The sequence below is a fragment of the Aurantimonas sp. C2-5-R2 genome (genome assembly GCF_036549495.1).
In the GTDB taxonomy this organism is placed as follows: Bacteria; Pseudomonadota; Alphaproteobacteria; order Rhizobiales; family Rhizobiaceae; genus Aurantimonas; species Aurantimonas coralicida_A.
In genome coordinates this window covers 16,119-38,086 of record NZ_JAZHLJ010000037.1, presented here as the reverse complement: position 1 = coordinate 38,086, position 21,968 = coordinate 16,119, and the positions used below count along the sequence as shown (strand labels likewise).

Here is a 21,968-nt window from a genome sequence, read left to right as displayed (position 1 = left end):
TTTCCCATGAAGCACCTCCTGCTCACAGAGAATCAAACCGAACATCAAATGGGAACCCGTCGATTCAAATTATTCGCCGGATGCTCTAGGCCTCAGCGTCCGCTCTACCTTGGTCACATCAATCTACGAGATCCCAGTCTCTCCCGCGCCGTATTCGAACGCTCGATTTAGCGTGCCCTCGAATGCCACAGCATGCAGCCCGGCTCCATGCCGCTTCAGCCAATTCTTGCCGTGATCCATGCCGGGGCAAAGCTCGCGGCAGAGTGCCCAGAAGGCCGGGCCGTGGTTCATCTCTCGAAAATGCGCCACCTCGTGGGCAACGAGATAATCGAGCACTTCCGGCGGGGCCATGACGATCCGCCAGGAAAACGCCAGCCGCCGATCGATGGTGCAGGAGCCCCAGCGGCTCTTCGTGTCCTTCAGCGCCATCGCCCGTGGACGCAGACCCACGGTGGCCGCGTGGCGGTCGACGCGGACTTGCAGATCATGCCGCGCCTCCCGCTTCAGCGCCTCGATGACGCGGCGGGAAAAATGCTCCGGCTCGCCGCCGACGAAGAGATGCGCCGCGCCGTCCACCGCCTCGAAGCGGCTGGCGCGGCGCTCCGATGCCTGGATCAGCCGCAATTCGGCGCCCCGAAACGGGATGGTCGCGCCATCCACAGCGACGATCCGGTCGGGCGCCCGCGCGATGCGTTCCTCCACCCAGCCGCGATGCCGCTCGAGAAATTCCGCAATGGCCCGCGCCGGCACCTTTTTCGGCGCCGTCACGACGATTCCGGTTCCGCCAGGGGCAAGCCGCAGGATCAGCCGTTTGGCGCGCGGATTGCGGCGCACGGTGACCGGGACCGGGCCGGCGGCAAGGTCCAGACGCTCGGGGATGGCGGGCGTGTTCGCGTTCCGCCGGGAAAAGAAAAGCGACATCGGCAAGATGAACCGTTCTTCGAAGCAGCCCATCGCCGCGATTCGAACCCCACCCTATAGCGGAGCCCGCCGACACGCGACAAAAAGACGGCGGCGTTCGGGAGAACGCCGCCGTCGCATCATGAACTACGCCTGGCCGGTCAGGCGGGCTGACCGTCGATGGTCTGGCCGCCGGTCTTGTTGTGACGATCGGCCATGAAGCGGTCGAACTCCTGCTGGTCCTTGGCCCGGCGCAGCTCGCGGGCATAGGATTCGAACTCGGCCGCCGCTTCATTCAACTTGCGGCGCTCCTGGTCGAGGCGGGACAGCTCCTTTTCACGCCAGTCGTCGAAGGCGACGTTGCCGGTGCGGGTCTCGGCGAAGGGGTTGACCGCGCCCGTGCGCTTCAGTCCGCCGAAGAAACGGTCGGTCGTACGGTTGACGTCCCGCCGGAAGCTCTCCAAACGATCACCCCAGAGAATGTAGGCGAGCATCGCCAGGCCGAGGGGCCAGTAAATCATGAAACCGACCACCATCAATGCTATGGTCGCGGGCGTCCAGGCCGGACGGATCAAGGCTTGCGAAGTCATCGCAGACTGTTCCTTTCGAGAATGGCCGCGACGCGCAAGCATCGCGGGGGCTTCGACAATTCGATGCGGTAGTATTCAGATGGTGAGGGTCACTCGCCCGTTCAATTGCCTGCCAGCGAAAATCGGTATCGGGCAGCGCGAAAACCGTTGGCCGGACATAACGAACCCGGTTCCCGACGCCCCTCTGTGGCAGGGTATCCTTCGCTTCCAGCGGCCGTTGGCGGCGGCGGGAAAGCGGATGAATTGAGCGTCCTTGCCGCCTGTTTCAGTCTGTTCTGGGGCGCCTTCCTGGCCGCGACCATCCTGCCCGGCGCGTCCGAGCTCATGCTGATCGGGCTGATCGCGAAAGGCATTGCCGACCCGTGGCTGCTGGTCCTTGTGGCGGGAACCGGCAACACCTTGGGCTCGGTCGTGAACTGGCTCTGCGGCCGGTTCATGCTGCGCTACCAGGAGCGTCGCTGGTTTCCGGTGAAACCGAGGCAGCTGGAGGCGGCGACGCGCTTCTTCAACCGCTATGGCGTCTGGACGCTTTTGTTTGCCTGGTCACCCCTCGGCGGCGACGCCCTGACGGTCATCGCCGGGACGTTGCGGGTGCCGCTCCTCCCGTTCGTCGTACTGGTCGCGATCGGCAAATTCGCCCGCTACGTGGTGGTCGCGGGCGCGACGCTTGCCTGGCCGGGGCTTTGAGAAGCCGACCGCCCGTCGCACGCGAGGGCTAGAGATATCCCCCGCCTTGTTGTCGCTCGCCACAGACCTTGACTGGCATCCTCGGGCTCTAATGGGCATTCTTCGCGTCATGGAGCTGACGGCACCCATCGACGCCTATTGCGAACGGCTCGGCACGGGCTTCTGGGCCGAACCGCTCAACGCCTTGTCGAATCTCGCGTTCTTCGCCGCCGCGGCGCTCGGGCTCTGGTACTGGCGACGGGGGCCGGCGCGAGATCGGCCGAGCCTCTATCTCATCTGTCTCGTCGCGATCATCGGAACCGGCTCGTTTCTGTTCCACACCTTCGCGAACCGATGGTCGAGTTTCGCCGACGTCATCCCCATCGCGCTGTTCATCTTTGCCTATTTCGGCCTCGCACTCTGCCGCTTCGTGGGTTTGTCCCCGATGGCGGCATTTGTCGGAACACTCGCCTTCGTCGCAGCCTCCCTGGCGGCCGAACCGCTGCTCGCTTCGCAGCTCGGATCGTCGGCCGGCTACGTTGCCGGGCTTTTCGCACTGTACGCCATTGGCGGCTATCTCGTGGCGCGGGACCATCCTGAGGGCTGGCCGGTGTTCGCCGCCGGCGGGGTCTTTACCGTCTCGCTCGCATTCCGGATGGTCGACCTGCCGCTCTGCCCGGATTGGCCGCACGGAACCCACTTCCTCTGGCACACGCTCAATGCGGCAACGCTGGGACTTTTGCTCGTCGCGGCAGTCCGCGGCGCGACGCCCGAACCACGATGAAGTCGAACCGATTCCAGCAAGTGAGCGCTTAGTGAGCGCCGAATGCGAGCGATACGCCGATGATCGAAGCTCGCCCGCCGCCAATGCCGGCATTGCTCAGCTGGACGCCCCGGCAACGGGCCGTCTTCAAAAAAAATGGCCGGACGCCTCCCCCGAAGCATCCGGCCGTGGCGGTCCCCCGCCTTGTAGAACTGTCGCGCCGCGATCGCGCGGCTGGTCAGGTGCCGGCGTAACCCGCCGCCATCCGCTCCTTGCCCTGCCTGACCACCACGCGGGCATCCATGGGAACGCGCTCGTAGAGGTCGAGGATGTCCTGATTCATCAGACGGATACAGCCCGACGAGGCGGCCGTGCCGATCGTCCACCATTCCGGCGTTCCATGCAGGCGGAACAGCGTGTCCTTGCCACCCTGGTAAAGGTAGAGGGCGCGGGCACCGAGCGGGTTGGTCAGGCCCGGGTCCATGCCGTCGCGATAAGGCTCAAGCTCAGGCTTGCGATCGATCATCTCGCCCGGCGGAAACCATTTCGGCCAGGAGCGCTTGGCGCGAATGTTCGCTTCACCCGCCCAGGAAAAGCCGGCGCGGCCGACGCCGATGCCGTAGCGCATCGCCATGCCGTCGGCTTCGACCACGTAGAGGAACCGGTTCGGGGTATCGACGACGACCGTGCCCGACTCGTACTGGCGGCCTTCCTCGAAAGACACGCGCTGACGCAGATATTGCGGATCGATCTTGTCCGTCGGAATGGCGGGTAGCGCAAAGCCTTCGTCGACCACGGCGCCATAGCCGAGTTTCGTCGTCGCGCCGGCACTGCCTTCGGTCGGCAGGGAATCGGGCGCCGTGTAGGCAGCCATCTGCGCATTGCCCGATGGCGTCAGCGACGCGCGCTCGGATGTCGCGCACCCGGCCATCGTCGCGACCGACAGCAGAGCAGCGCCTGCAAGGATAATCTGTCTCATCTTCATAACGAACGCCAAGTTGGGTGCGATGGATGAAGCGGTCGCTGTGCGAACCGCGCGGGTCTGATTGCCGACCATCTGAAGCCGTCTCTTCGTTAAGCCGCACAATTTGTTGAAGCAATGACCCTATTTGGCACGTGGATGGTTAATAAGCGCTTTGTTGCCGCCAGGTGACAGTTGACGGAGCTGGCGGCCGCGACATCTCCTTCGCGTCGAGATGATCGAAGCCATCAACGAGGACGTCTCATGAATATCGGGGAAGCATCCCGGTTGTCGGGTCTGCCGCCGAAGACGGTCCGTTATTATGAGGAAGTGGGGCTGATAAAGCCGGCCAGGGCATCAAATGGCTACCGCTACTACCGCGATCGGGACGTGCACATGCTGCGTTTTCTGCAGCGCTCGCGCTCGCTGGGCTTTACCATAGAAGAGGCGCGGCGGCTGCTGTCGCTTTACGAGGATTCCAGTCGCAAGAGCGAGGACGTCAAACGCCTCGCCAGTTCGCGGATCGCGGAGATCGACCGCAAGATCGCGGAACTGAAGTCGCTGAAGCGCGCGCTCGCGGATCTCGCCGAGCAATGCCATGGCGATCAGGCCCCCGACTGCCCCATCCTCGACGAGATTGCAGGAACCATCCGGGCGGAGGCGTAGATTCCGTTTAGTGTGCCTGGAATCGCGCGCCGTCCGCCGGCCCGACTTTTTGTTTCTGGTTTGTTTCCATTTTTGCTTGCCGCCGATCGTCCGCCTGGACTATCTTTGACGCATGCCGCTCGTTTCTCCCTTTGCCGTCGATCCGCTCGTCGACGGGCGCCAGTCGGAGCGCGCCCTGATGGTGCGCCGAGGCGTACAGCGGTTGATGATCGCGCGACGGGTGGCGCTGCTTCCCGAAATGCCGCTGGCGTCCGGTCGGCGCGCCGATCTGATTTGTCTTTCGGAGAAGGGCGAATTTTCGATCGTGGAGATCAAGACCTCGGTCGAGGATTTCCGCGTCGATCGCAAATGGCCGGACTACCGACAGCATTGCGACCGGCTGTATTTCGCCACCCATCCGGGCGTGCCCGCCGATATTTTTCCGCAGACCTGCGGCCTGATCGTCTCGGACGGCTATGCGGCCGAAATCCTGCGGGACGCACCGGAGGAAAGGATGGCGGCGGCGACCCGCAAGGCGCTGGTGCTGCGCTTCGCGCGGCTGTCCGCCGACCGCCTTTTGCAGGCTGAATGGGCGGCCAACCCTTTCATGACCGCACCTCGGGAAAGGGACTTGCCGGACGGGTGAGCCGGGTCAGCGCGGCGCGCGCTTGGCGAGGATGCGCTGCAATGTCCGCCGGTGCATGGTCAGCCGCCGCGCCGTCTCCGAGACGTTCCGGCCGCAAAGCTCGAAAATCCGTTGAATGTGCTCCCAGCGCACGCGATCGGCGGACATCGGGTTTTCCGGCGGCTCGGCGCGCGCCTCGCCATCGCACGTAAGCGCGGCCACGATCTCGTCGACTTCCGCGGGCTTGGTCAGATAGTCGATGGCGCCGATTTTCACGGCGCTCACCGCCGTCGCGATGTTGCCATAGCCGGTCAGGATGATGGCGCGCGCGTCCTCGCGTGCAGCCCGCAACGCCGCGATCACGTCGAGCCCGGTGCCATCGCTGAGGCGCAGATCGACAATGGCGTAGGCCGGCGCGCTGCGGCGCAGCTGCGCCAACCCTTCGGCGACACTTTCGGCTGCCACCACATCGTAACCACGCTGTTCGAGTGCCCGGCTCATGCGCAAGAGAAACGCTCTGTCATCGTCCACGAGCAGCAGAGACCGATCACAATCGCGCGCAGACCTCCCCTGCGGCGCGGCGGCCGCCTCTCCTCTGAGCATAATGCGAGTCCTTCCGTTTACGTCAGACGCACATTGCCCAGCGTCACCTTCACGGCAACCCAACAAAAATGTGTTCACTAAACCTTGGAATTTTGCCGCACAGGAGCGACAGTCGGGTTGCCGCTGGGATACTACGCTTTCCGCTCAGGATTCGTACGCCGAATTTTGGTCTGAATCTTTGGAAGAACCTGGATCCGCGCGCCCCAGGGGCCGTGCGGATAGCCGACCAAACATCTCCATGCCGGATTGATGGAACGTCGGAGCGATTCGGTCGCTTAGCCTTCGGGAAATCAAACCAAGGAGCCGACCGATGGCACTCGCCAATCTCAAGGACATCTATCTCGACCAGCTTCAAGATGTTCACAGCGCTGACACACAGGCGGCGAAGGTGACACGCGAACTGGCCGGCGCCGCCCATAACGATGGTTTGAAGAAGGCTCTTCAGGCCGGCGTCGACGGCATCGAGAAGGGGCTGGAAACGTTGAAGGCGGTTATAGCGGCGCATGACGCCAAGCCTGGCGAGGAATTCTGCAAGGGCATGGAGGGTTTGGTCAAGGAAGCCAGAGCGCACGGCATACAGGAAGACATTTCCGACCCCGACGCCCGTGACGCGATGATCATCAGCCAGTATCAGCGCATGGCCCACTACGCGATCGCCGGCTATGGCTGTCTTGTCGCCTTCGCCAAGCGTCTCGACCTGAAGGACGATGCCCACAAGCTGCAGAAATGCCTGGACGCGACTTATCACGGCGATGCCCACATGACGAAGCTGGCCGAGGGCGGCATCAACAAGGCAGCGTTGGGCTAGGTGTTCGGTCCCCACCCGCTCGCCCAAGGAAGGCTGCGGGCCGCTTTTTCGGCCGCGATCGAACGGCCGAATCTTCTCGCGCGAGCCGGCGTGGGGGCGCGTGGCATGCAAGCCTTGTAGTGAAGCGCCGCGCTCCTGACCGGCCGCTGGGAGGAAGCCGATATGACAGGCAACGCGGTGGCGGTCGGCGGGCTCATTCTGGGTGGCGTCATGGCGGCCCCGCTGGCGGCCTACGCGGTCCGGATCATCCCGGAAAAACCGCTGCTTCGCCTCGTCGGCGCGCTGATCTGCGGATTGGCGATCTATCAGATCGCGCGTCTGCTGGCCTGAGAGGGTAGGCCTACTGCCGGAGCGACGCCTTGCCCAAATCCCGGTGGGCGCCTGTCCCACGGCGCGCTCCATCAGGGCATGGCTGACCACGCGGCGACCATACCGCGTCCGGCCGGCCCCGGACTGCATCCAGTTCGGCACCGCCCGGAAATCAAATGTCCGGGCCGGCGGAGCGACCGTCAGACCTATTTTTCGACGGCGGAGATCGAGTCGACCTTGCCCCAGCCGTTGTCGCCAGCGGAGGTGTAGGTGATCTTGATCTTGTCACCGGATCTCAGATCCTCCGGCACGAGGTCGATGACCGGCGACAGATCCCAGATGGTCTTGTCGTTGAGCACCAGGATATGGTCGACGCGATCGAACGCGGCCACGGTCCCTGTGGTTGAGTCCGCAAATGCCGGACTGGCGGCCATCACACCCAGGATTGCCATTGCAATAACAGTCCGCATCGTCGTCTCCAGAAGAAATTCTATCTCGCGAGTGTGCGCCCGTTCGCAACGCCCCGCAAGCGGGAGGTCGCCAACAGATTCCAAATATTTGTCGGCACATGGCGCCATGACTGCGGGATGCCGGCAGGCTGCGCCCGGCCCCGCGTCAGGGCAGGTTTGTCCGATCATCGCGTGCGCAGCCGATGTCCCGACGGACGCCGTCGTTCCGCGCATCCGCCGGCACGCGATCTGGCCGCAGAGCCGCGTCTCGCTACCCCGAGCATTGGCTCAGGCGGCCGGGCGCGACTGCACCGCCAGACAGACGCAAGGACGCCGTGGGCCAGCGGCACGGCCGGGTGAATCGTCGCGCTGCTACCCTAAAACACGCCGAGGAAGGACAGGATCACGGCGACGACGACCACGAGTCCGACGAGATAGATGATACCGTTCATGGCTGATGCTCCTTTGCCCAAGCCCCGTAAAAAGGCCGCGTTTTGGGCCTCGCATAACCAAATAGGGTGGCGCTGCAGCCGGGCCAGCGCGTTTTTCCCCGCCAGCGCGGATGCCGCGACCCGGGCGGGGCCGCGCCGGTCGCCGCCGAGGAAACCGCCACCGGTCGACTTGCACCCCCAAATTGCACTTCATATATAGCCGCCAGCCCCGCAAAACCGGTTCGTCTCAAGGCTCCGGCTCTGCGGCACTTCCAAGAATTTCGGGGGCTGCCCTTTCCGGAACGCCTCTTCGAGGGTCCCGGGCGGCTCGCTCAAGAAGGAGAATATTCATGGCGAAGGTAATCGGTATCGACCTTGGCACCACCAATTCCTGTGTCGCCGTCATGGACGGCAAGAACGCCAAGGTCATCGAGAACGCCGAGGGTGCGCGCACGACGCCGTCCATGGTCGCGTTCACCGATGACGGCGAGCGTCTGGTCGGCCAGCCGGCCAAGCGCCAGGCGGTGACCAATCCTGAGGACACCCTGTTCGCGGTCAAGCGGCTGATCGGCCGCCGCTACGCAGATCCGACCGTGGCCAAGGACAAGAAGATGGTGCCTTTCGCCATCGTCGAGGGGTCCAATGGCGATGCCTGGGTCGAGGCCAATGGCGAGAAATACTCGCCCTCGCAGATCTCCGCCATGATCCTTCAGAAAATGAAGGAAACCGCCGAGGCCTATCTCGGCGAGAAGGTCGAGAAGGCGGTCATCACCGTCCCGGCCTATTTCAACGACGCCCAGCGCCAGGCGACCAAGGACGCCGGCAAGATCGCCGGCCTCGAAGTGCTGCGCATCATCAACGAGCCGACCGCGGCGGCGCTCGCTTACGGCCTCGACCGGAATGACGGCAAGACCATCGCGGTCTACGATCTCGGCGGCGGCACCTTCGACGTGTCGATCCTGGAGATCGGCGACGGCGTCTTCGAGGTGAAGTCGACCAATGGCGACACTTTTCTCGGCGGTGAAGATTTCGACATGCGTCTCGTCGAATATTTCGCGGCCGAGTTCAAGAAGGACCAGGGTATCGACCTTAAGGGCGACAAGCTCGCGCTGCAGCGCCTCAAGGAGGCCGCCGAAAAGGCCAAGATCGAACTCTCATCGGCCAGCCAGACCGAGATCAATCTGCCGTTCATCACCGCCGACAAGTCCGGTCCGAAGCACCTGACGATGAAGCTGACGCGCTCCAAATATGAGAGCCTCGTCGACGATTTCGTCCAGCGCACCGTGGGCCCCTGCAAATCGGCGCTCAAGGATGCCGGTCTGACCGCTGCGGACATTGACGAGGTCGTGCTGGTCGGCGGTATGACGCGCATGCCGAAGATTCAGGAGACGGTGAAGAAATTCTTCGGCAAGGAGCCTCACAAGGGCGTCAACCCGGACGAGGTCGTGGCCATGGGCGCGGCGATCCAGGCCGGCGTTCTGCAGGGCGACGTCAAGGATGTGCTGCTGCTCGACGTGACGCCGCTGTCGCTCGGCATCGAGACGCTGGGCGGGGTGTTCACCCGCCTGATCGACCGCAACACCACGATCCCGACCAAGAAGAGCCAGGTCTTCTCGACCGCCGAGGACAGCCAGAACGCCGTCACCATCCAGGTCTATCAGGGTGAGCGCGAAATGGCGGCCGACAACAAGTCGCTCGGCCGCTTCAATCTTGAGGGCATTCCGCCGGCACCGCGCGGCATCCCGCAGATCGAGGTAACCTTCGACATCGACGCCAACGGCATCGTCAATGTTTCGGCCAAGGACAAGGGCACCAACAAGGAGCAGCGGATCACCATCCAGGCGTCCGGTGGCCTCAGCGACGCCGACATCGAGCAGATGGTCAAGGACGCCGAGAGTCACGCCGAGGAAGACAAGAAGCGGCGCGCGGGCGTCGAGGCGAAGAACCAGGCCGAGAGCCTGGTGCATTCGGCCGAGAAGTCGCTCGAGGACTATGGCGACAAGGTCTCCGAGGAGGATCGCGCCGCCATCCGCTCGGCGATCGACGATCTGAAGGCCGAACTCCAGAAGGAAGAAGCCGACGCCGAGACGATCAAGACCAAGAGCGATCGTCTCGCCGAGGTTTCGATGAAGCTCGGTCAGGCCATGTACGAAGCCGCCCAGGCCGAGCAGCCGGCCGGCGAAGCGGGTGAGGCCGACGCCGAAGCCGCCGCCAAGGACGACGTGGTCGACGCCGACTTCGAGGAAGTCGACGGCGAAGAGGACCAGAAGAAGTCTGCCTGACCTTTCGCAGGGCAGCGGACGCGGCCTGGACCAGACGGGTCTGGGGCCGGTTTTGAACAGTCAGGAGCCCCGGCGTCAGCGCCGGGGCTCTTTGCGTTTGGAGGGGGATGCCCCTGCAAAGGTTAACCAGTTCTCAAGGCTTGGCTTGCAGTGTCGCGTGTCTGCGTGCCTATCCAAGGTTGAACGCAGGCGCCGTCGCCATGGCGCTTGTCGGTAAACCGACGATGCTGGCGGGAGCTTGGCCTTGTATTACCGCGTGTTCGACTGCTGGCGGTTTGTCGCCGCAATGCTGGTGATGGCCTATCATTTCCTGTATTCCGCGCCCTATGGCGCCGAGACGGGCACCGAGTTCCTGCGCCGGCTTTTACCGCTCCTCGACATGTTCTTCATGATCTCGGGGTTCTTCATCGCCACGCGCTACGCCGATCAGATCCGCTCGGCCGCCGACTATCGCGACTTCATGCGCCGACGCGTCGCCCGCCTCTACCCGCTGCATTTCATCGTCACGATGTTCTTTGCCGCCGTCGCGCTGGCGGCCCTTCTAGCGGGGGCCGACCACTACCCGTTCGCGCGCGAGCTCGCCGCGCTGCCCCAGCATCTGCTCGCCCTGCACGCGCTCGGCACGACAAGCGGTCTCGCGCTCAATTATGTGTCCTGGTCGGTCAGCGCCGAGTTCTTTTCCTACGCCTTGTTTCCGCTGATCCTGGTGATGTTTCGCTGGAAGGGGCTGCGTGGCCTCGTCCTGATGTTGGCGATCTGGGTGGCGGCGCTGGAATATGCCTCCTGGCGCGGCGTCTTTCCGTCGGGGCACTGGACGAGCGCCGACACGCTCGGAGCCTATCGCGCTTTCGCCGATTTCGTCATGGGTGCGATTATTGCCGTCCTGGTGGGCCGCCGGTCGATCGATATCCGCTCGCATTGGCCTGGCCTGATGTTGTTCGCCGCCGCCGTCGCGACGATGATCGGCCAGACCACCCCCTATCTGACGCTGGCCCTCCTCGCCGCCTCGCTGACGGCGACGGCGCTTGCCGAGACAGCCCGGCCGGCCTCCACCGGCGTGCTCGCCCGGCTCATGCCGTTTACCCGCGTCGCCTTCGGCATCTATCTCTGGCATCCCGTCATGGAGTTCCTCTTCCTGACGGTTGTCTGGGATCGCTGGTTGGGGCAGCTCGGTATCGTGGATTTCTACGTCTATTGGACGGTGCCGATGGCTGCCACCGTGGCGATCGCCATGCTGTCCGATCGCTATCTGGAGCGCCGCTTCGGCAATCTGATCGCCGGACCGCGGCGCGCACATTCCGGGAAGCCCGCGGGCGCCGCCTCGGCCTGAGCGGTAGCGCGAACGCGCCGCGCTTAATCGGATCGTCAGAGGCGAAATTGCCCGACAGCGGGCCGGCGCGCGGAGGTGGTCGTCGCGATCACGGCGCTTTTCATCCGACCTGCCGCTATGGTATCGCAAGCCATCCGTTCCTACATCGAAGGATCGCGGCGCCCCCGATGCCGGACGCCGGAGGCGTTTGCCCCGATCCGCCCGCCGAAGAACCGATGGAAGCGTGAATGAAGGTCGATTACTACGAAATGCTCGGCGTCTCCAGGGACGTCGACGAGAAGGGACTGAAGGTCGCATTTCGCAAGCTCGCGATGCAATATCACCCCGACCGCAATCCCGGCGACGCCGAGGCGGAGGGGAAGTTCAAGGAACTCGGTGAAGCCTACGAGGTGCTGAAAGACCAGCAGAAGCGCTCGGCCTACGACCGCTTCGGTCATGCGGCGTTCCAGAACGGCAACGGCGCCGCCGGCTTCCGCGGCGATTTCTCCTCATCCATGGCCGACATCTTCGACGACATCTTCGGCGAGATGATGGGTGGGCGCTCGCGCGGGCGCCAGCCCAGCGGTGGCCGCGAGCGCGGCTCGGATCTTCGCTACAACATGGACATCAGCCTGGAGGAGGCGTTCGCCGGCAAGACCGCCGAGATCGGCGTGCCGACGACGATCCAGTGCGACGAATGCACCGGCACCGGCGCCCGTCCCGGCTCCAGCCCGAAAACCTGTTCGACCTGCGGTGGCATCGGCCGCGTGCGGGCAGCGCAGGGCTTCTTCTCGATCGAGCGAAGCTGCCCGTCCTGCCAGGGCCGCGGCCAGGTGATCGCTGACCCCTGTGGCAAATGTGGCGGCGACGGTCGCCTGCCCGAGGAGCGCAAGCTGTCGGTCAACATTCCGGCCGGCATCGAGGACGGAACGCGCATCCGTCTCGCGGGCGAGGGCGAAGCCGGCCTTCGCGGCGGCCCCGCCGGCGACCTCTACATTTTCCTGTCGGTCAAACCGCACGAATTCTTCCAGCGCGACGGCGCCGATCTGTTCTGCCAGGCGCCCATGTCGATGACCACCGCGGCGCTTGGCGGGCATTTCGACGTCTCCACTCTGGACGGCAACACCACCCGCGTGAAGGTGCCGGACGGTACCCAGACCGGCAAGCAGTTCCGAGTGCGGGGCAAGGGCATGCCGGTGCTGCGTTCGCCGCAGGTCGGCGATCTCTTTATCCAGGTGACGATCGAGACTCCGCAGAAGCTCTCACGTCGCCAGCGGGAGCTTCTGGAGGAGTTCGAGGAAATTTCCTCGTCCGAGAATTCGCCCCAATCGACCGGGTTTTTCGCTCGGATGAAAGAGTTTTTCGAGCATCTCAGCGAGACCTGAGCCCCGCCCGGGGGGAGCGAAACGAAACGGTCGACCTTTTCGTCAAGAATTCGTTACAAGGGGCCGGGCATCAGCAGGAAACCGGAGCCAAGGCTTCGCGCGTTACGGGAGTGTGTGCACGTGTTGGGAACTCTGGAACCGCGTCCTCCTCTGCGTGCCCGCGACCGCCTGAAGGCTTTGCGTTCCCGGGCGCGCCCGAAGGTCAGCGACGAGGCCCGGTTTTTCAGGGGCTGGTTGCAGCGGCCGCTGGTCATGGGGGCGGTGTCGCCGTCCTCACGCGCGCTTGGGGCCGCCATGGCCGCCTTCGTTCCCGATCCGGCCCGCTTCGACGACAACTCCCGGGTTCTCGAGCTTGGTCCCGGCACCGGCGTCGTCACCCAGTGTCTGATCGAGCGCGGCGTGCCGGAATCGGCGCTGATCCTGGTCGAATTTTCACCAGAGTTCTGCGTCCTGTTGCGGGCGCGTTTTCCGGCGGCGCATGTCATCCAGGGGGACGCCTATGCGCCCAGCCAAGCGTTGGACAAGGCTCTCGCCGGCCGACGCCTGGAGGCGGTCATTTCCGGTCTGCCGCTGTTCACCAAGCCGGACGAAAAACGCGAACTGGTCGTCGGCGGCGCCTTGGCCCGGATGCGGCCGGACGCCCCGTTCATCCAGTTTTCCTATGCTCTCACCGTCCCTGTGAAGCCGCGCCGGATCGGTGCGCGTCTTGAGACCAGCCCGTGGATCAAGCGGAACCTGCCGCCGGCGAGGGTGTTGGTCTATCGCTCCGCGTAGCGGCGATGGGCGAGTCGGGTGGAATCGAGACGGAAGCGTCCATGGCCGGAGACGGGGATGTGAATACGCCGGAAAGCGGTACGGGTAGCAGTGCGGCCGACTGGGCGAGATTTCTCGCCAGTTGGGTGCGGCATCCGATCAAGATGGGCGCCGTCGCGCCGTCGAGCCGGGCTTATTGTCAGATGATGGTGCGCCACGCGACGACCGAGCTTAACGGCCCGATCCTCGAGCTTGGTCCGGGCCTTGGCGTGGTGACGCGCGCGCTACTGGATAACGGCGTCGCCCCGGAGCGCATCACCGCGATCGAATATACTCCGAATTTCGCCCGGATGCTGCGCCAGCGGTTTCCCCGGGTGAACGTGATCCAGGGCGACGGCTTCGATCTCGACACGACGCTGGGGGCGCGGCGAGGCGAGAAATTCGCCGCGATCCTGTTCGCCATTCCGATCGCGAATCTCGCGCAGGCGGAGCGTCAGGCGCTGTTTCGGGATTACTTTTCGCGCTTGCTGCCAGGCGGTAATCTGACCCAGCTCTCCTACCTCCTGGGGCCGCCGGTGGAGGCGGTGCCGGGCGTGTTCACCGTGTCAGCCTCGCCGAGGGTCTGGCGGAATATCCCGCCGGCGCGTGTCTGGATCTATTCGCAGGACCACTCCGGCCAAACCGGAGCGGCAGAGTCTTGAGCGCAAAGATCCTCGTCATTGCGGGCTCGCTGCGGCTGGCCTCCCACAATCGCAGGCTCGCGGCCGAGGCCGCGCGGATGCTGGCGCTGACCGACGCGGTGGTGACGCTGGTCGATCTCGCCGATTATCCGCTACCGATTTATGACGGCGACCATGAGGCGGAGGCCGGCGTGCCCGAGAACGCCAACCTCTTGGCGCAACGGATCGCGGCGCAGGACGGGTTGCTTCTGGTCAGCCCCGAATACAATCACTCGCTGGTGCCGCTCGTGAAGAACACCATCGACTGGGTGAGCCGGGTCCGCAAGGTGAACGGCCGCCCGATCCAGCCCTTCAAGGGACTGGTGGTCGGGCTCGCCTCCGCATCGCCCGGTCGCTTCGGCGGCATGCGTGGACTGGAGGCCCTTCGCATCGTGATGCGGGCGCTCGGCGCCGATGTCATTACCCAGCAATGCAGCCTGGCCAACGCGGCAACCGGTTTCGACGACGACGGCCGGCTTGCCGACGACATCGCCCGAACGTCACTGGAGGCGCTGGTCGACAAGCTGCTCGACACCTCCCGCAGTCTCGGCCGGCACGGCTGAGCGGACGATACGGCGGGGATCTTTCGGCCGAAGCGGGAATGTCCGCCGACCGGCGGTCACACGTGCTGGCCCCCATTGATGTGGAGTTCGGACCCGGTGACGTAGGAGGCCTGGCTGGAGCAAAGGAAATAGATGACGTCCGCCACTTCCGAGGTCTGGCCGAGACGGCGCAGCGGGATGTCGTCGATCATCTTCTCGGTGCCCGGCGACAGGATCGCCGTCTCGATCTCGCCGGGCGCGATGGCGTTGACCCGGATGCCAGCCGGACCGAAATCATGCGCCATTTCACGGGTCAGCGAGTTGAGCGCCGCTTTCGACGTGGCATAGGCCGTACCGGCGAAAGGATGGACGCGCCCCCCCGCGATCGAGGTGATGTTGACGATCGAGCCCTTCGCCTTGGACAATTCCTTGAACAGACCGCGAGCGAGCATGATCGGCGCGAAGAAATTGACCTGGAAGACGTCGCGCCAAGCGTGCATGGTCGTACCGATGGAGTCCAGCCGGGCGCCGCCGTCGCCTTTCGGCGAGATCGCCGCGTTGTTGACGAGGGCGTGGAGTTCGGAACCATTCGCTTCCAGCCGCCGCCGGATTTCCGAGACCGCAAAGCCGACGTCCTCCTGGTCGGAGAGGTCGACCCGGATGTGGTCTTCCGGGCCGGCCGGCCAAGGGCAGTTGTCGGCGAAGTCCTGGCGCGAGCAGGTGATCACCCGCCAGCCCTCGCGGGAGAACCGCTTCACGGTCGCGTGGCCGATGCCCCGCGAGGCGCCGGTCAGCACCAGGGTCTTGCGCTCGTCGCGCATGGTCTCCGACATGGTTCGGTCCTTCTCCGCCGATGGCGTCCGGTCGTCACGGGCGATCACGTTGCAGTCAACGTTGCCCGGCGACAGCGGCATTCGGTTGCTTTTAGCATGTTCGCTGCTTCATCTAGCGCGCATGTAGGCGATCGCCGCACAAATGTGGATGGCGGTCCACCGAAAACCGAAAGGACGGATGATGAAGGCATGGGGCTTGGGAATAGCTGCGCTAACGGCGATCCTTTCGGCGGGATCGCCGGCCAAGGCGGCGGATCCTGATCCGTCGAATTGGCCTGCGGTGCTTGAGGCGGCGAAGGGCCAGAGCGTCTATTTCAACGCCTGGGGCGGCTCGCAGAACATCAATGATTACATCCAGTGGGTCGCCGGCGAGGTGAAGGACCGGTTCGGCGTTACGCTGAACCATGTCAAGCTCGACGACACGGCGAACGCCGTCGCCGCGGTCGTTGCCGAAAAGACCGCTGGCAAGGACGACGGCGGTTCGGTCGACCTCGTCTGGATCAATGGCGAGAATTTCGTCTCGATGCAGGAGAAAGGCCTTCTGGCGAAGGGGTTTGCCACCCAGCTTCCGAACTGGCGCTATGTCGATACGGCCAACCCGAGCGTTACCACGGACTCCACCGTCCCGACCAACGGCCAGGAATCGCCCTGGGGCGGGGCGAAGATGGTGTTCTTCGTCGACACCGCGCGCTCGGGTCCTGTCGCCGACATGCCAAAGGACACCGACGCGCTGCTTAAATGGGCAAAGGCCCATCCGGGCCAGTTCTCCTATCCGGCGCTGCCGGACTTCATCGGCTCGAGCTTTCTGAAACAGGTGCTGATCGAACAGGCGGGCGACCCGTCCGTGCTCGCGAAACCGGTCGACGAGGCGACCTTCGAGGCGGTGACGGCGCCGCTCTGGGCCTGGCTCGACGCGCTCCGCTCGGCGCTGTGGCGCGGCGGCCGGGATTACCCGCAGAACTATCCGGCGATGAAGCAGCTTCTCGCCGACGGCGAACTCGGGATCATCTTCGCCTTCAATCCGGCCGAGGCCTCGGCGGCGATCGCGGCCGGCGAACTGCCGGACACGGTGCGCTCCTTCGTTTTTCCGGGAGGCACGCTCGGCAACACGCATTTCGTCGCGATCCCCTATAATTCGGGGAGCAAGGCAGCGGCGATGGTGGTCGCGGATTTCTTGCTGTCGCCGGAAGCACAACTGCGCAAGGAAGATCCAAAATATTGGGGCGATCCCACCGTGCTCGCCATGGACAAGCTGCCGGTGGAGGATCGCGACGCCTTCGCCAATCTCGATCGCGGCGTGGCGACCCTGGCCCCGGCCGATCTCGGCCCGGTGCTACCTGAGCCAGACGCCTCCTGGATGACCCGCATCGAGGCGGAGTGGAAACGGCGCTACGGAAGTTGAGTACGGGTTCCGCTATAACGCCCGGGACGGCACGCCGCCGACCAGAACGGAGGCGCGCCGCGTCCGTCGAGATCCTCGTCCCATGAGACAGAGACGTCTCGACTCCATACCCTGGCTGATCGCTCTCCTCCTCGCCGCTCCGGTCGGCGTCGGGCTGGCCGGCGCGATCCTGCCGGCCTTCGGCTATCTGCCGGCGCTCGGCGGCGACATGGTCTCGCTGCAACCGTTTCGCGATCTCCTGAACGAGCCGGGTATCGGCACGTCGGTTGCGCTGAGCGTCGCGTCCGGGCTGCTGACGACCTTCGTCTCGGTGGTGGGCGTCGCGATCTTTCTCGCCGCCTTCTTCGGCACGCGCACCTTCCGCCTCGCCCGCCAGAGTCTCGCGCCGCTTTTGGCCGTGCCCCACGCGGCGGCGGCCTTCGGCCTCCTGTTCCTGATCGCCCCGTCCGGACTGGTCTTCCGCCTTGCCGCCTTCGCGCTCGGCTTCGACCGTCCGCCGGACCTTTTGATCGTCGGTGATCCGTTCGCGCTATCGATGATGGCCGCGTTGGTCGCCAAGGAAATGCCGTTCCTGCTTCTTGTCGCCTTCGCCGCGCTGCCGCAGGCCGACGCCGAGCAGCGGATGCGGCTCGCCCGCTCGCTCGGCTATGGCCGCATCGCCGGCTTCGTCCTGGCAGTCTGGCCGTCGGTCTACCGGCAGATCCGTCTGCCGGTCGTCGCGGTCGCCGCCTTCGCCTCCTCGGTGGTCGATGTGGCGCTGATCCTTGGGCCCTCGACGCCGGCGCCGCTCGCGGTTCGGCTGCTCGGCTGGATGGGTGATCCGGACTTGGCGATGCGCTTTCAGGCGTCGGCCGGCGCGATGCTGCAACTCGGCGCCACGTTGTTCGTGATTGCCGTCTGGCTGGCGGGCGAGCGGGCGATGGGCTGGACCTGCCGATGCCTCGCGCACACCGGCAGACGTTTTGCCGAAGATCGGGTTGCACGCGATCTCGCCGCGGTGCCGGTCGCGTTGTCGGGCGCGGCGGTCTTCCTTGGTCTGGCGATGCTGCTCATGTGGTCGGTGTCGGGCTTCTGGGGCTTTCCCGACCTGTTGCCGCGTAGCTTCGACCTGACCACCTGGCGGCGAGCGCTTGCCGGGGCGTCGGGCCCGCTCTGGACGACCTTCGTCGTCGCGCTGGCCGCTGCCTTGCTGGCGCTGATCCTCGTCATTGCGCTGCTCGAAGGCCACCGCCGCCGGTTTCCGGCGGCGCGCGGTGGCGAGGTGCGGTTGCCCTCGACGATCGCCGGATTGCTGTATCTGCCGCTGATCGTGCCGCAGATATCCTTCGTCTTCGGCCTGCAGGTGCTGATTCTGGCCATCGGCCTGACCCCGTCGATCCCGCTGCTCATCGCCGTCCATCTCGTCTTCGTTGCGCCCTATGCGGCGCTGGCCCTGGCCGATCCGTGGTTCGCCCTCGACCCGCGTTACGAGCGGGTGGCGGCAAGCCTCGGCCGCTCGCGCATGTCGGTGTTCGCCCGCGTGCGTCTGCCGATGTTGACGGCGCCGGTGCTAACGGCGCTGGCGATCGGCCTCGCCGTTTCGGTCGGGCAATATCTGCCGACCGTTCTCGTCGGTGCCGGACGGCTGCCGACCATCACCACCGAAGCGGTGGCGTTGGCCTCGGGCGGCAACCGCCGGATTATCGGCGCCTACGCGCTGTTGCAGACGCTGCTGCCCTTTCTCGCCTTCGCCGCCTCCGGTCTCGTTCCGATCTTGCTCTGGCGTCACCGGCGCGGCATGAGGGCCGGATGATGGATGACAGGGGACTGCTTCTCGATGGGGTCGAGATCCGGCTCGGCGCGCGTCGCCTGCTGGCGCTCGACACCCGCATCGCGCCCGGTGAGACGCTGAGCGTCATGGGGCCGTCCGGGTCCGGCAAGTCGACGCTCTTTGCGCTGATCGCCGGCTTTCTCGACCCGGCCTTCCAGGCAAGCGGACGCGTCGTTCTCGATGGCCGCGACCTGACCGGACTGCCGCCGGAGCGCCGTCGCATCGGCCTGCTTTTCCAGGACGCTTTGCTGCTTCCGCACATGTCGGTCGGCGAGAATCTTCTGTTTGCCCTGCCGTTCGCCATCAAGGGCCGCCATGCGCGCCGCGAGGCGGCGGAGGCGATGCTGGACGAAGTCGGCCTTGGCGATCACTTCGCCCGCGATCCCGCGACGCTGTCCGGCGGTCAGGCGGCCCGCGTCGCGCTGGCGCGCACGCTTCTGGCCGAGCCGAAGGCGCTGCTCCTCGACGAGCCCTTCTCGGGCCTCGACGCCGAATTGCGCCAGACGATCCGGCGCCTCGTCTTCGGCCTCGTGGCGGAGCGCGACATTCCCGCGCTGCTGGTCACCCATGACCGCGAGGATGCGGAAGCGGCCGGCGGGCCGATCGTCGCGCTGCCGGCGGCGGTGGAGTCGTGACGCGGCTAGCGCTTCCCGAACTGCCGGTCTCGGCGGTCCTTTGCGACGTCGCCGCCGCCCTGACCGACGCCGGCCGCGCCGTTTTGGTGGCCCCGCCGGGCGCCGGCAAGACGACGCTGGTGCCGCTGCATCTGCTGGGCGAAGCCTTCATGGCCAGCGGCAAGATCCTGCTCGTCGAGCCGCGCCGGCTCGCGGCGCGCGCCGCGGCGCGGCGCATGGCGCAGATCATCGGCGAAGCGGTGGGCGAGACGGTCGGCTGGCGCATGCGGCTCGACACCAAGGTCTCGGCGAAGACCCGGATCGAGATCATCACCGAAGGCGTCTTCACCCGCATGGTCCTGTCGGACCCCGAGCTCAAGGGCGTCTCGGCCGTCCTCTTCGACGAGTTTCACGAGCGCTCGCTGGATGGCGACTTCGGCCTGGCGCTGGCGCTCGACGTGGCGTCGGCGCTGCGCGAGGATCTGCGGATCCTGGTCATGTCGGCGACCCTCGACGGTGCCCGCGTCGCCGCGCTGCTTGGCAACGCGCCGGTGATCGAGAGCGCCGGGCGCACCTTTCCCGTGACGGTCCGCTATCGCGATCGGCCCGGAACCGAGCCGGCGGAAGACGCGGTGGTCGCCGCGGCGCGGGCGGTGCTCGCCGAGGAAGCGGGCAGTCTTCTGGTCTTCCTGCCCGGCCAGCGCGAGATCGAGCGCGTCGCCGAGCGGCTAAGCGCTATCGTCCCCGACAATGTCGTCGTCGCGCCGCTGTTCGGCGCGATGGACGGCGCGGCGCAGGATCAGGCGGTTCGCCCGGCGCCGGCCGGCACCCGCAAGATCGTGCTCGCCACGTCGATCGCCGAGACCTCACTGACCATCGACGGCGTGTCCGTCGTTATCGATTCCGGGCTGAGGCGGCAGCCGGTCTTCGAGCCGGCGACCGGCCTGTCGCGGCTGGAGACGGTACGCGTCTCGCGCGCTTCGGCCGATCAGCGGGCAGGCCGCGCCGGACGCACCGCACCAGGAACTGCGATCCGGCTGTGGCGCGCCGAGCAGACGGCCGGGCTGGACGCCTTCGACCGGCCGGAGATTCTCGCGACCGACCTGTCCGGTCTGGTGCTCGACTGCGCCGCCTGGGGTGTCGCCGAGCCGTCGAATCTCGCCTTCCTCGATCCGCCGCCCGCGCCCGCGATTGCCGAGGCACGGGCGCTGCTGGCCGAACTCGGCGCGCTCGACGCGACCGGCCGGCTGACCGCGACGGGCGCGGCGATGCGAACTTTGCCGCTGCCGCCGCGCCTTGCCCGAATGGTCGTTGCGGCCGGCGGCGATGCGCGGCTGCATGCCGCGATGCTCGCCGTGCTTCTGACCGAACGCGGTCTCGGCGGCACCGACACCGATCTCGCCGAGCGCTTGCGCCGGTTTCGCGCCGATCGCGGCCCACGGGCCAAGGCGGCGCACGGTCTGGCACGGCGGATCGCGGCGACGGCGCGGGAGGCCACATCCGCTTCCGTCGACGACGAGCCGGACGATGCGGGGGCGCTGCTGGCGCTCGCCTATCCCGACCGGATCGCTGTCGCCCGAGGCGCCCGCGGTCATTTCGTCCTGACCAGCGGTCGTGGTGGCGTCCTCGACGAGACCACAGCGCTGGCCCGTGAAAAATTCCTGGTGGTGGCCGAGTTGCAGGGCCAGGCGCGCGCCGGCCGCATTCTGTCGGCCGCCGCTCTGAGCGAGGCGGCGATGGAGCGGATCGTTGCCGAACGGGGCGTGAGCGAAGTGGTCGTTGCCTTCGATGCACCGGCGCGCGCGGTGCGGGCGCGCAACATCCGGCGTCTCGGCCGCGCGACGCTGTCGGAAGCGCCGCTGCCTGCGCCGTCCGGCGAAGCGACCGCCCGCGCGCTCGCCGAGGGCATTTGCCGCCTCGGCCTCGTGGCGCTGCCCTTCGGCAAGGAGGGGGAGCGGTTGCTGCGGCGCTTGCGGTTTCTGGCCAAGGCGTATGGCCCGCCCTGGCCGGATTTTTCCGACGCGGCGTTGCTCGTCGGTCTCGATGACTGGCTGCTGCCGTATCTTCCGGGGGTGACGAGCCTGTCGCAGATCACGCCCGCCGCACTGTCGGAGGCGCTCCGCGGGTTGATCCCGGCACCATTGCGCGACCGGCTGGAGCAGTTGGCGCCATCGCATTTCGAGGCACCGACGGGCTCGCGCGTGCCAATCCGCTATGACGACGACCAGCCGGTGCTGGCGATCCGCGTGCAGGAACTGTTCGGCCTGACCCGCCATCCGGCGATCGCCGACGGACAGCTGCCATTGACCATCGAGTTGCTGTCGCCGGCCCACCGGCCGATCCAGATTACCCGCGATCTGCCGGGCTTCTGGTCCGGCTCCTGGGCGGATGTGCGGGCCGATCTGCGCGGGCGCTATCCCAAGCATGTCTGGCCGGAAGACCCGGCCCGCGCCGCCCCGACGGCGCGGGCCAAGCCACGCAAATAGTCCGTGTGCCTAGTCAGATCGCGATTGGCCGTGTCTTGGGCACGTTTTACCTGAACGGCGAGAAGCATCGCACCCGACAGGAT

At 66.0% G+C, this 21,968-nt stretch carries 22 protein-coding genes; 16 read left to right on the top strand and 6 right to left on the bottom strand.

Features of this window, described 5'->3' with window-relative positions:
• Window positions 1–123: 123 nt before the first annotated feature.
• Both VQ044_RS15485 and VQ044_RS15480 read right to left on the bottom strand, forming a co-directional pair.
• Window positions 124–954 (bottom strand): M48 family metallopeptidase, encoded by an 831-nt coding sequence (locus VQ044_RS15485; protein ID WP_327648130.1) that lies wholly within the window; start codon window positions 952–954, stop codon window positions 124–126.
• Between the two features lie 107 nt (window positions 955–1,061).
• Entirely contained in the window at window positions 1,062–1,490 is a 429-nt protein-coding gene (locus tag VQ044_RS15480; RefSeq protein ID WP_327624988.1) for a DUF2852 domain-containing protein, read from the bottom strand.
• Window positions 1,491–1,733: 243 nt separating this feature from the next.
• Between VQ044_RS15480 and VQ044_RS15475 the strand changes: the two genes are divergently transcribed.
• Both VQ044_RS15475 and VQ044_RS15470 read left to right on the top strand, forming a co-directional pair.
• Window positions 1,734–2,177: a YqaA family protein gene (locus VQ044_RS15475; RefSeq protein WP_327648129.1), complete on the top strand. Its 444-nt coding sequence runs from the start codon at window positions 1,734–1,736 to the stop codon at window positions 2,175–2,177.
• A gap of 91 nt (window positions 2,178–2,268) precedes the next feature.
• Window positions 2,269–2,940, top strand: a complete 672-nt coding sequence (locus VQ044_RS15470) for a ceramidase domain-containing protein (protein WP_327648127.1) — start codon at window positions 2,269–2,271, stop codon at window positions 2,938–2,940.
• A gap of 217 nt (window positions 2,941–3,157) precedes the next feature.
• On the opposite strand, the gene VQ044_RS15465 is transcribed toward VQ044_RS15470, so the two are convergent.
• Window positions 3,158–3,898, bottom strand: coding sequence for a L,D-transpeptidase (locus VQ044_RS15465; RefSeq protein ID WP_442872934.1), 741 nt, complete (start codon window positions 3,896–3,898; stop codon window positions 3,158–3,160).
• Between the two features lie 246 nt (window positions 3,899–4,144).
• Here VQ044_RS15465 and cueR point away from each other — a divergent pair, with 246 nt between their 5' ends.
• Window positions 4,145–4,546 carry a Cu(I)-responsive transcriptional regulator gene (cueR, locus tag VQ044_RS15460; RefSeq protein WP_327648125.1) on the top strand — a complete coding sequence of 134 codons (402 nt, stop codon included), beginning with the start codon at window positions 4,145–4,147 and terminating at the stop codon, window positions 4,544–4,546.
• 112 nt (window positions 4,547–4,658) lie between these two features.
• Window positions 4,659–5,171 carry an MmcB family DNA repair protein gene (locus VQ044_RS15455; RefSeq protein ID WP_327626416.1) on the top strand — a complete coding sequence of 171 codons (513 nt, stop codon included), beginning with the start codon at window positions 4,659–4,661 and terminating at the stop codon, window positions 5,169–5,171.
• 6 nt (window positions 5,172–5,177) lie between these two features.
• On the opposite strand, the gene VQ044_RS15450 is transcribed toward VQ044_RS15455, so the two are convergent.
• The gene (locus VQ044_RS15450; RefSeq protein WP_327626417.1) at window positions 5,178–5,753 is read right to left on the bottom strand and encodes an ActR/PrrA/RegA family redox response regulator transcription factor; all 576 of its coding nucleotides are present in this window, start codon (window positions 5,751–5,753) and stop codon (window positions 5,178–5,180) included.
• Between the two features lie 310 nt (window positions 5,754–6,063).
• Here VQ044_RS15450 and VQ044_RS15445 point away from each other — a divergent pair, with 310 nt between their 5' ends.
• Together VQ044_RS15445 and VQ044_RS15440 are read left to right on the top strand one after the other, a co-directional pair.
• Window positions 6,064–6,561, top strand: a complete 498-nt coding sequence (locus tag VQ044_RS15445) for a YciE/YciF ferroxidase family protein (RefSeq protein ID WP_327623570.1) — start codon at window positions 6,064–6,066, stop codon at window positions 6,559–6,561.
• A gap of 162 nt (window positions 6,562–6,723) precedes the next feature.
• A complete protein-coding gene (locus VQ044_RS15440; RefSeq protein WP_327648123.1) occupies window positions 6,724–6,891 on the top strand; it encodes a hypothetical protein in 168 nt (55 codons plus the stop codon).
• Between the two features lie 185 nt (window positions 6,892–7,076).
• On the opposite strand, the gene VQ044_RS15435 is transcribed toward VQ044_RS15440, so the two are convergent.
• Window positions 7,077–7,508, bottom strand: a complete 432-nt coding sequence (locus tag VQ044_RS15435; protein WP_327648121.1) for a hypothetical protein — start codon at window positions 7,506–7,508, stop codon at window positions 7,077–7,079.
• Window positions 7,509–8,100: 592 nt separating this feature from the next.
• Between VQ044_RS15435 and dnaK the strand changes: the two genes are divergently transcribed.
• From dnaK to VQ044_RS15405, 6 genes are all read left to right on the top strand, one after another.
• A complete protein-coding gene (gene dnaK, locus VQ044_RS15430) occupies window positions 8,101–10,032 on the top strand; it encodes a molecular chaperone DnaK (protein ID WP_327648120.1) in 1,932 nt (643 codons plus the stop codon).
• A 244-nt stretch (window positions 10,033–10,276) separates the two neighbouring features.
• Window positions 10,277–11,362: an acyltransferase family protein gene (locus VQ044_RS15425; RefSeq protein ID WP_327648119.1), complete on the top strand. Its 1,086-nt coding sequence runs from the start codon at window positions 10,277–10,279 to the stop codon at window positions 11,360–11,362.
• Between the two features lie 227 nt (window positions 11,363–11,589).
• Window positions 11,590–12,726 (top strand): molecular chaperone DnaJ, encoded by a 1,137-nt coding sequence (gene dnaJ, locus VQ044_RS15420; protein WP_327623575.1) that lies wholly within the window; start codon window positions 11,590–11,592, stop codon window positions 12,724–12,726.
• A gap of 120 nt (window positions 12,727–12,846) precedes the next feature.
• Window positions 12,847–13,500, top strand: coding sequence for a class I SAM-dependent methyltransferase (locus VQ044_RS15415; protein ID WP_327623576.1), 654 nt, complete (start codon window positions 12,847–12,849; stop codon window positions 13,498–13,500).
• 41 nt (window positions 13,501–13,541) lie between these two features.
• On the top strand, window positions 13,542–14,180 hold the full coding sequence (locus VQ044_RS15410; protein ID WP_327648118.1) for a class I SAM-dependent methyltransferase: 639 nt from the start codon (window positions 13,542–13,544) through the stop codon (window positions 14,178–14,180).
• Window positions 14,177–14,761: an NADPH-dependent FMN reductase gene (locus tag VQ044_RS15405; protein WP_327648117.1), complete on the top strand. Its 585-nt coding sequence runs from the start codon at window positions 14,177–14,179 to the stop codon at window positions 14,759–14,761. Before VQ044_RS15410 ends, VQ044_RS15405 begins: the two co-directional genes overlap by 4 nt.
• Before the next feature lie 56 nt (window positions 14,762–14,817).
• On the opposite strand, the gene VQ044_RS15400 is transcribed toward VQ044_RS15405, so the two are convergent.
• A complete protein-coding gene (locus VQ044_RS15400) occupies window positions 14,818–15,573 on the bottom strand; it encodes an SDR family NAD(P)-dependent oxidoreductase (protein ID WP_327648116.1) in 756 nt (251 codons plus the stop codon).
• A 178-nt stretch (window positions 15,574–15,751) separates the two neighbouring features.
• Here VQ044_RS15400 and VQ044_RS15395 point away from each other — a divergent pair, with 178 nt between their 5' ends.
• From VQ044_RS15395 to hrpB, 4 genes are all read left to right on the top strand, one after another.
• Window positions 15,752–16,975 (top strand): ABC transporter substrate-binding protein, encoded by a 1,224-nt coding sequence (locus VQ044_RS15395; RefSeq protein ID WP_327648115.1) that lies wholly within the window; start codon window positions 15,752–15,754, stop codon window positions 16,973–16,975.
• An 82-nt stretch (window positions 16,976–17,057) separates the two neighbouring features.
• Window positions 17,058–18,767: an ABC transporter permease gene (locus VQ044_RS15390; RefSeq protein WP_327648114.1), complete on the top strand. Its 1,710-nt coding sequence runs from the start codon at window positions 17,058–17,060 to the stop codon at window positions 18,765–18,767.
• Entirely contained in the window at window positions 18,767–19,420 is a 654-nt protein-coding gene (locus tag VQ044_RS15385; RefSeq protein WP_442872935.1) for an ATP-binding cassette domain-containing protein, read from the top strand. Before VQ044_RS15390 ends, VQ044_RS15385 begins: the two co-directional genes overlap by 1 nt.
• Complete coding sequence (gene hrpB, locus VQ044_RS15380) at window positions 19,417–21,885, top strand: ATP-dependent helicase HrpB (protein ID WP_327648110.1); 2,469 nt, start codon at window positions 19,417–19,419, stop codon at window positions 21,883–21,885. Before VQ044_RS15385 ends, hrpB begins: the two co-directional genes overlap by 4 nt.
• Window positions 21,886–21,968 lie beyond the last annotated feature (83 nt).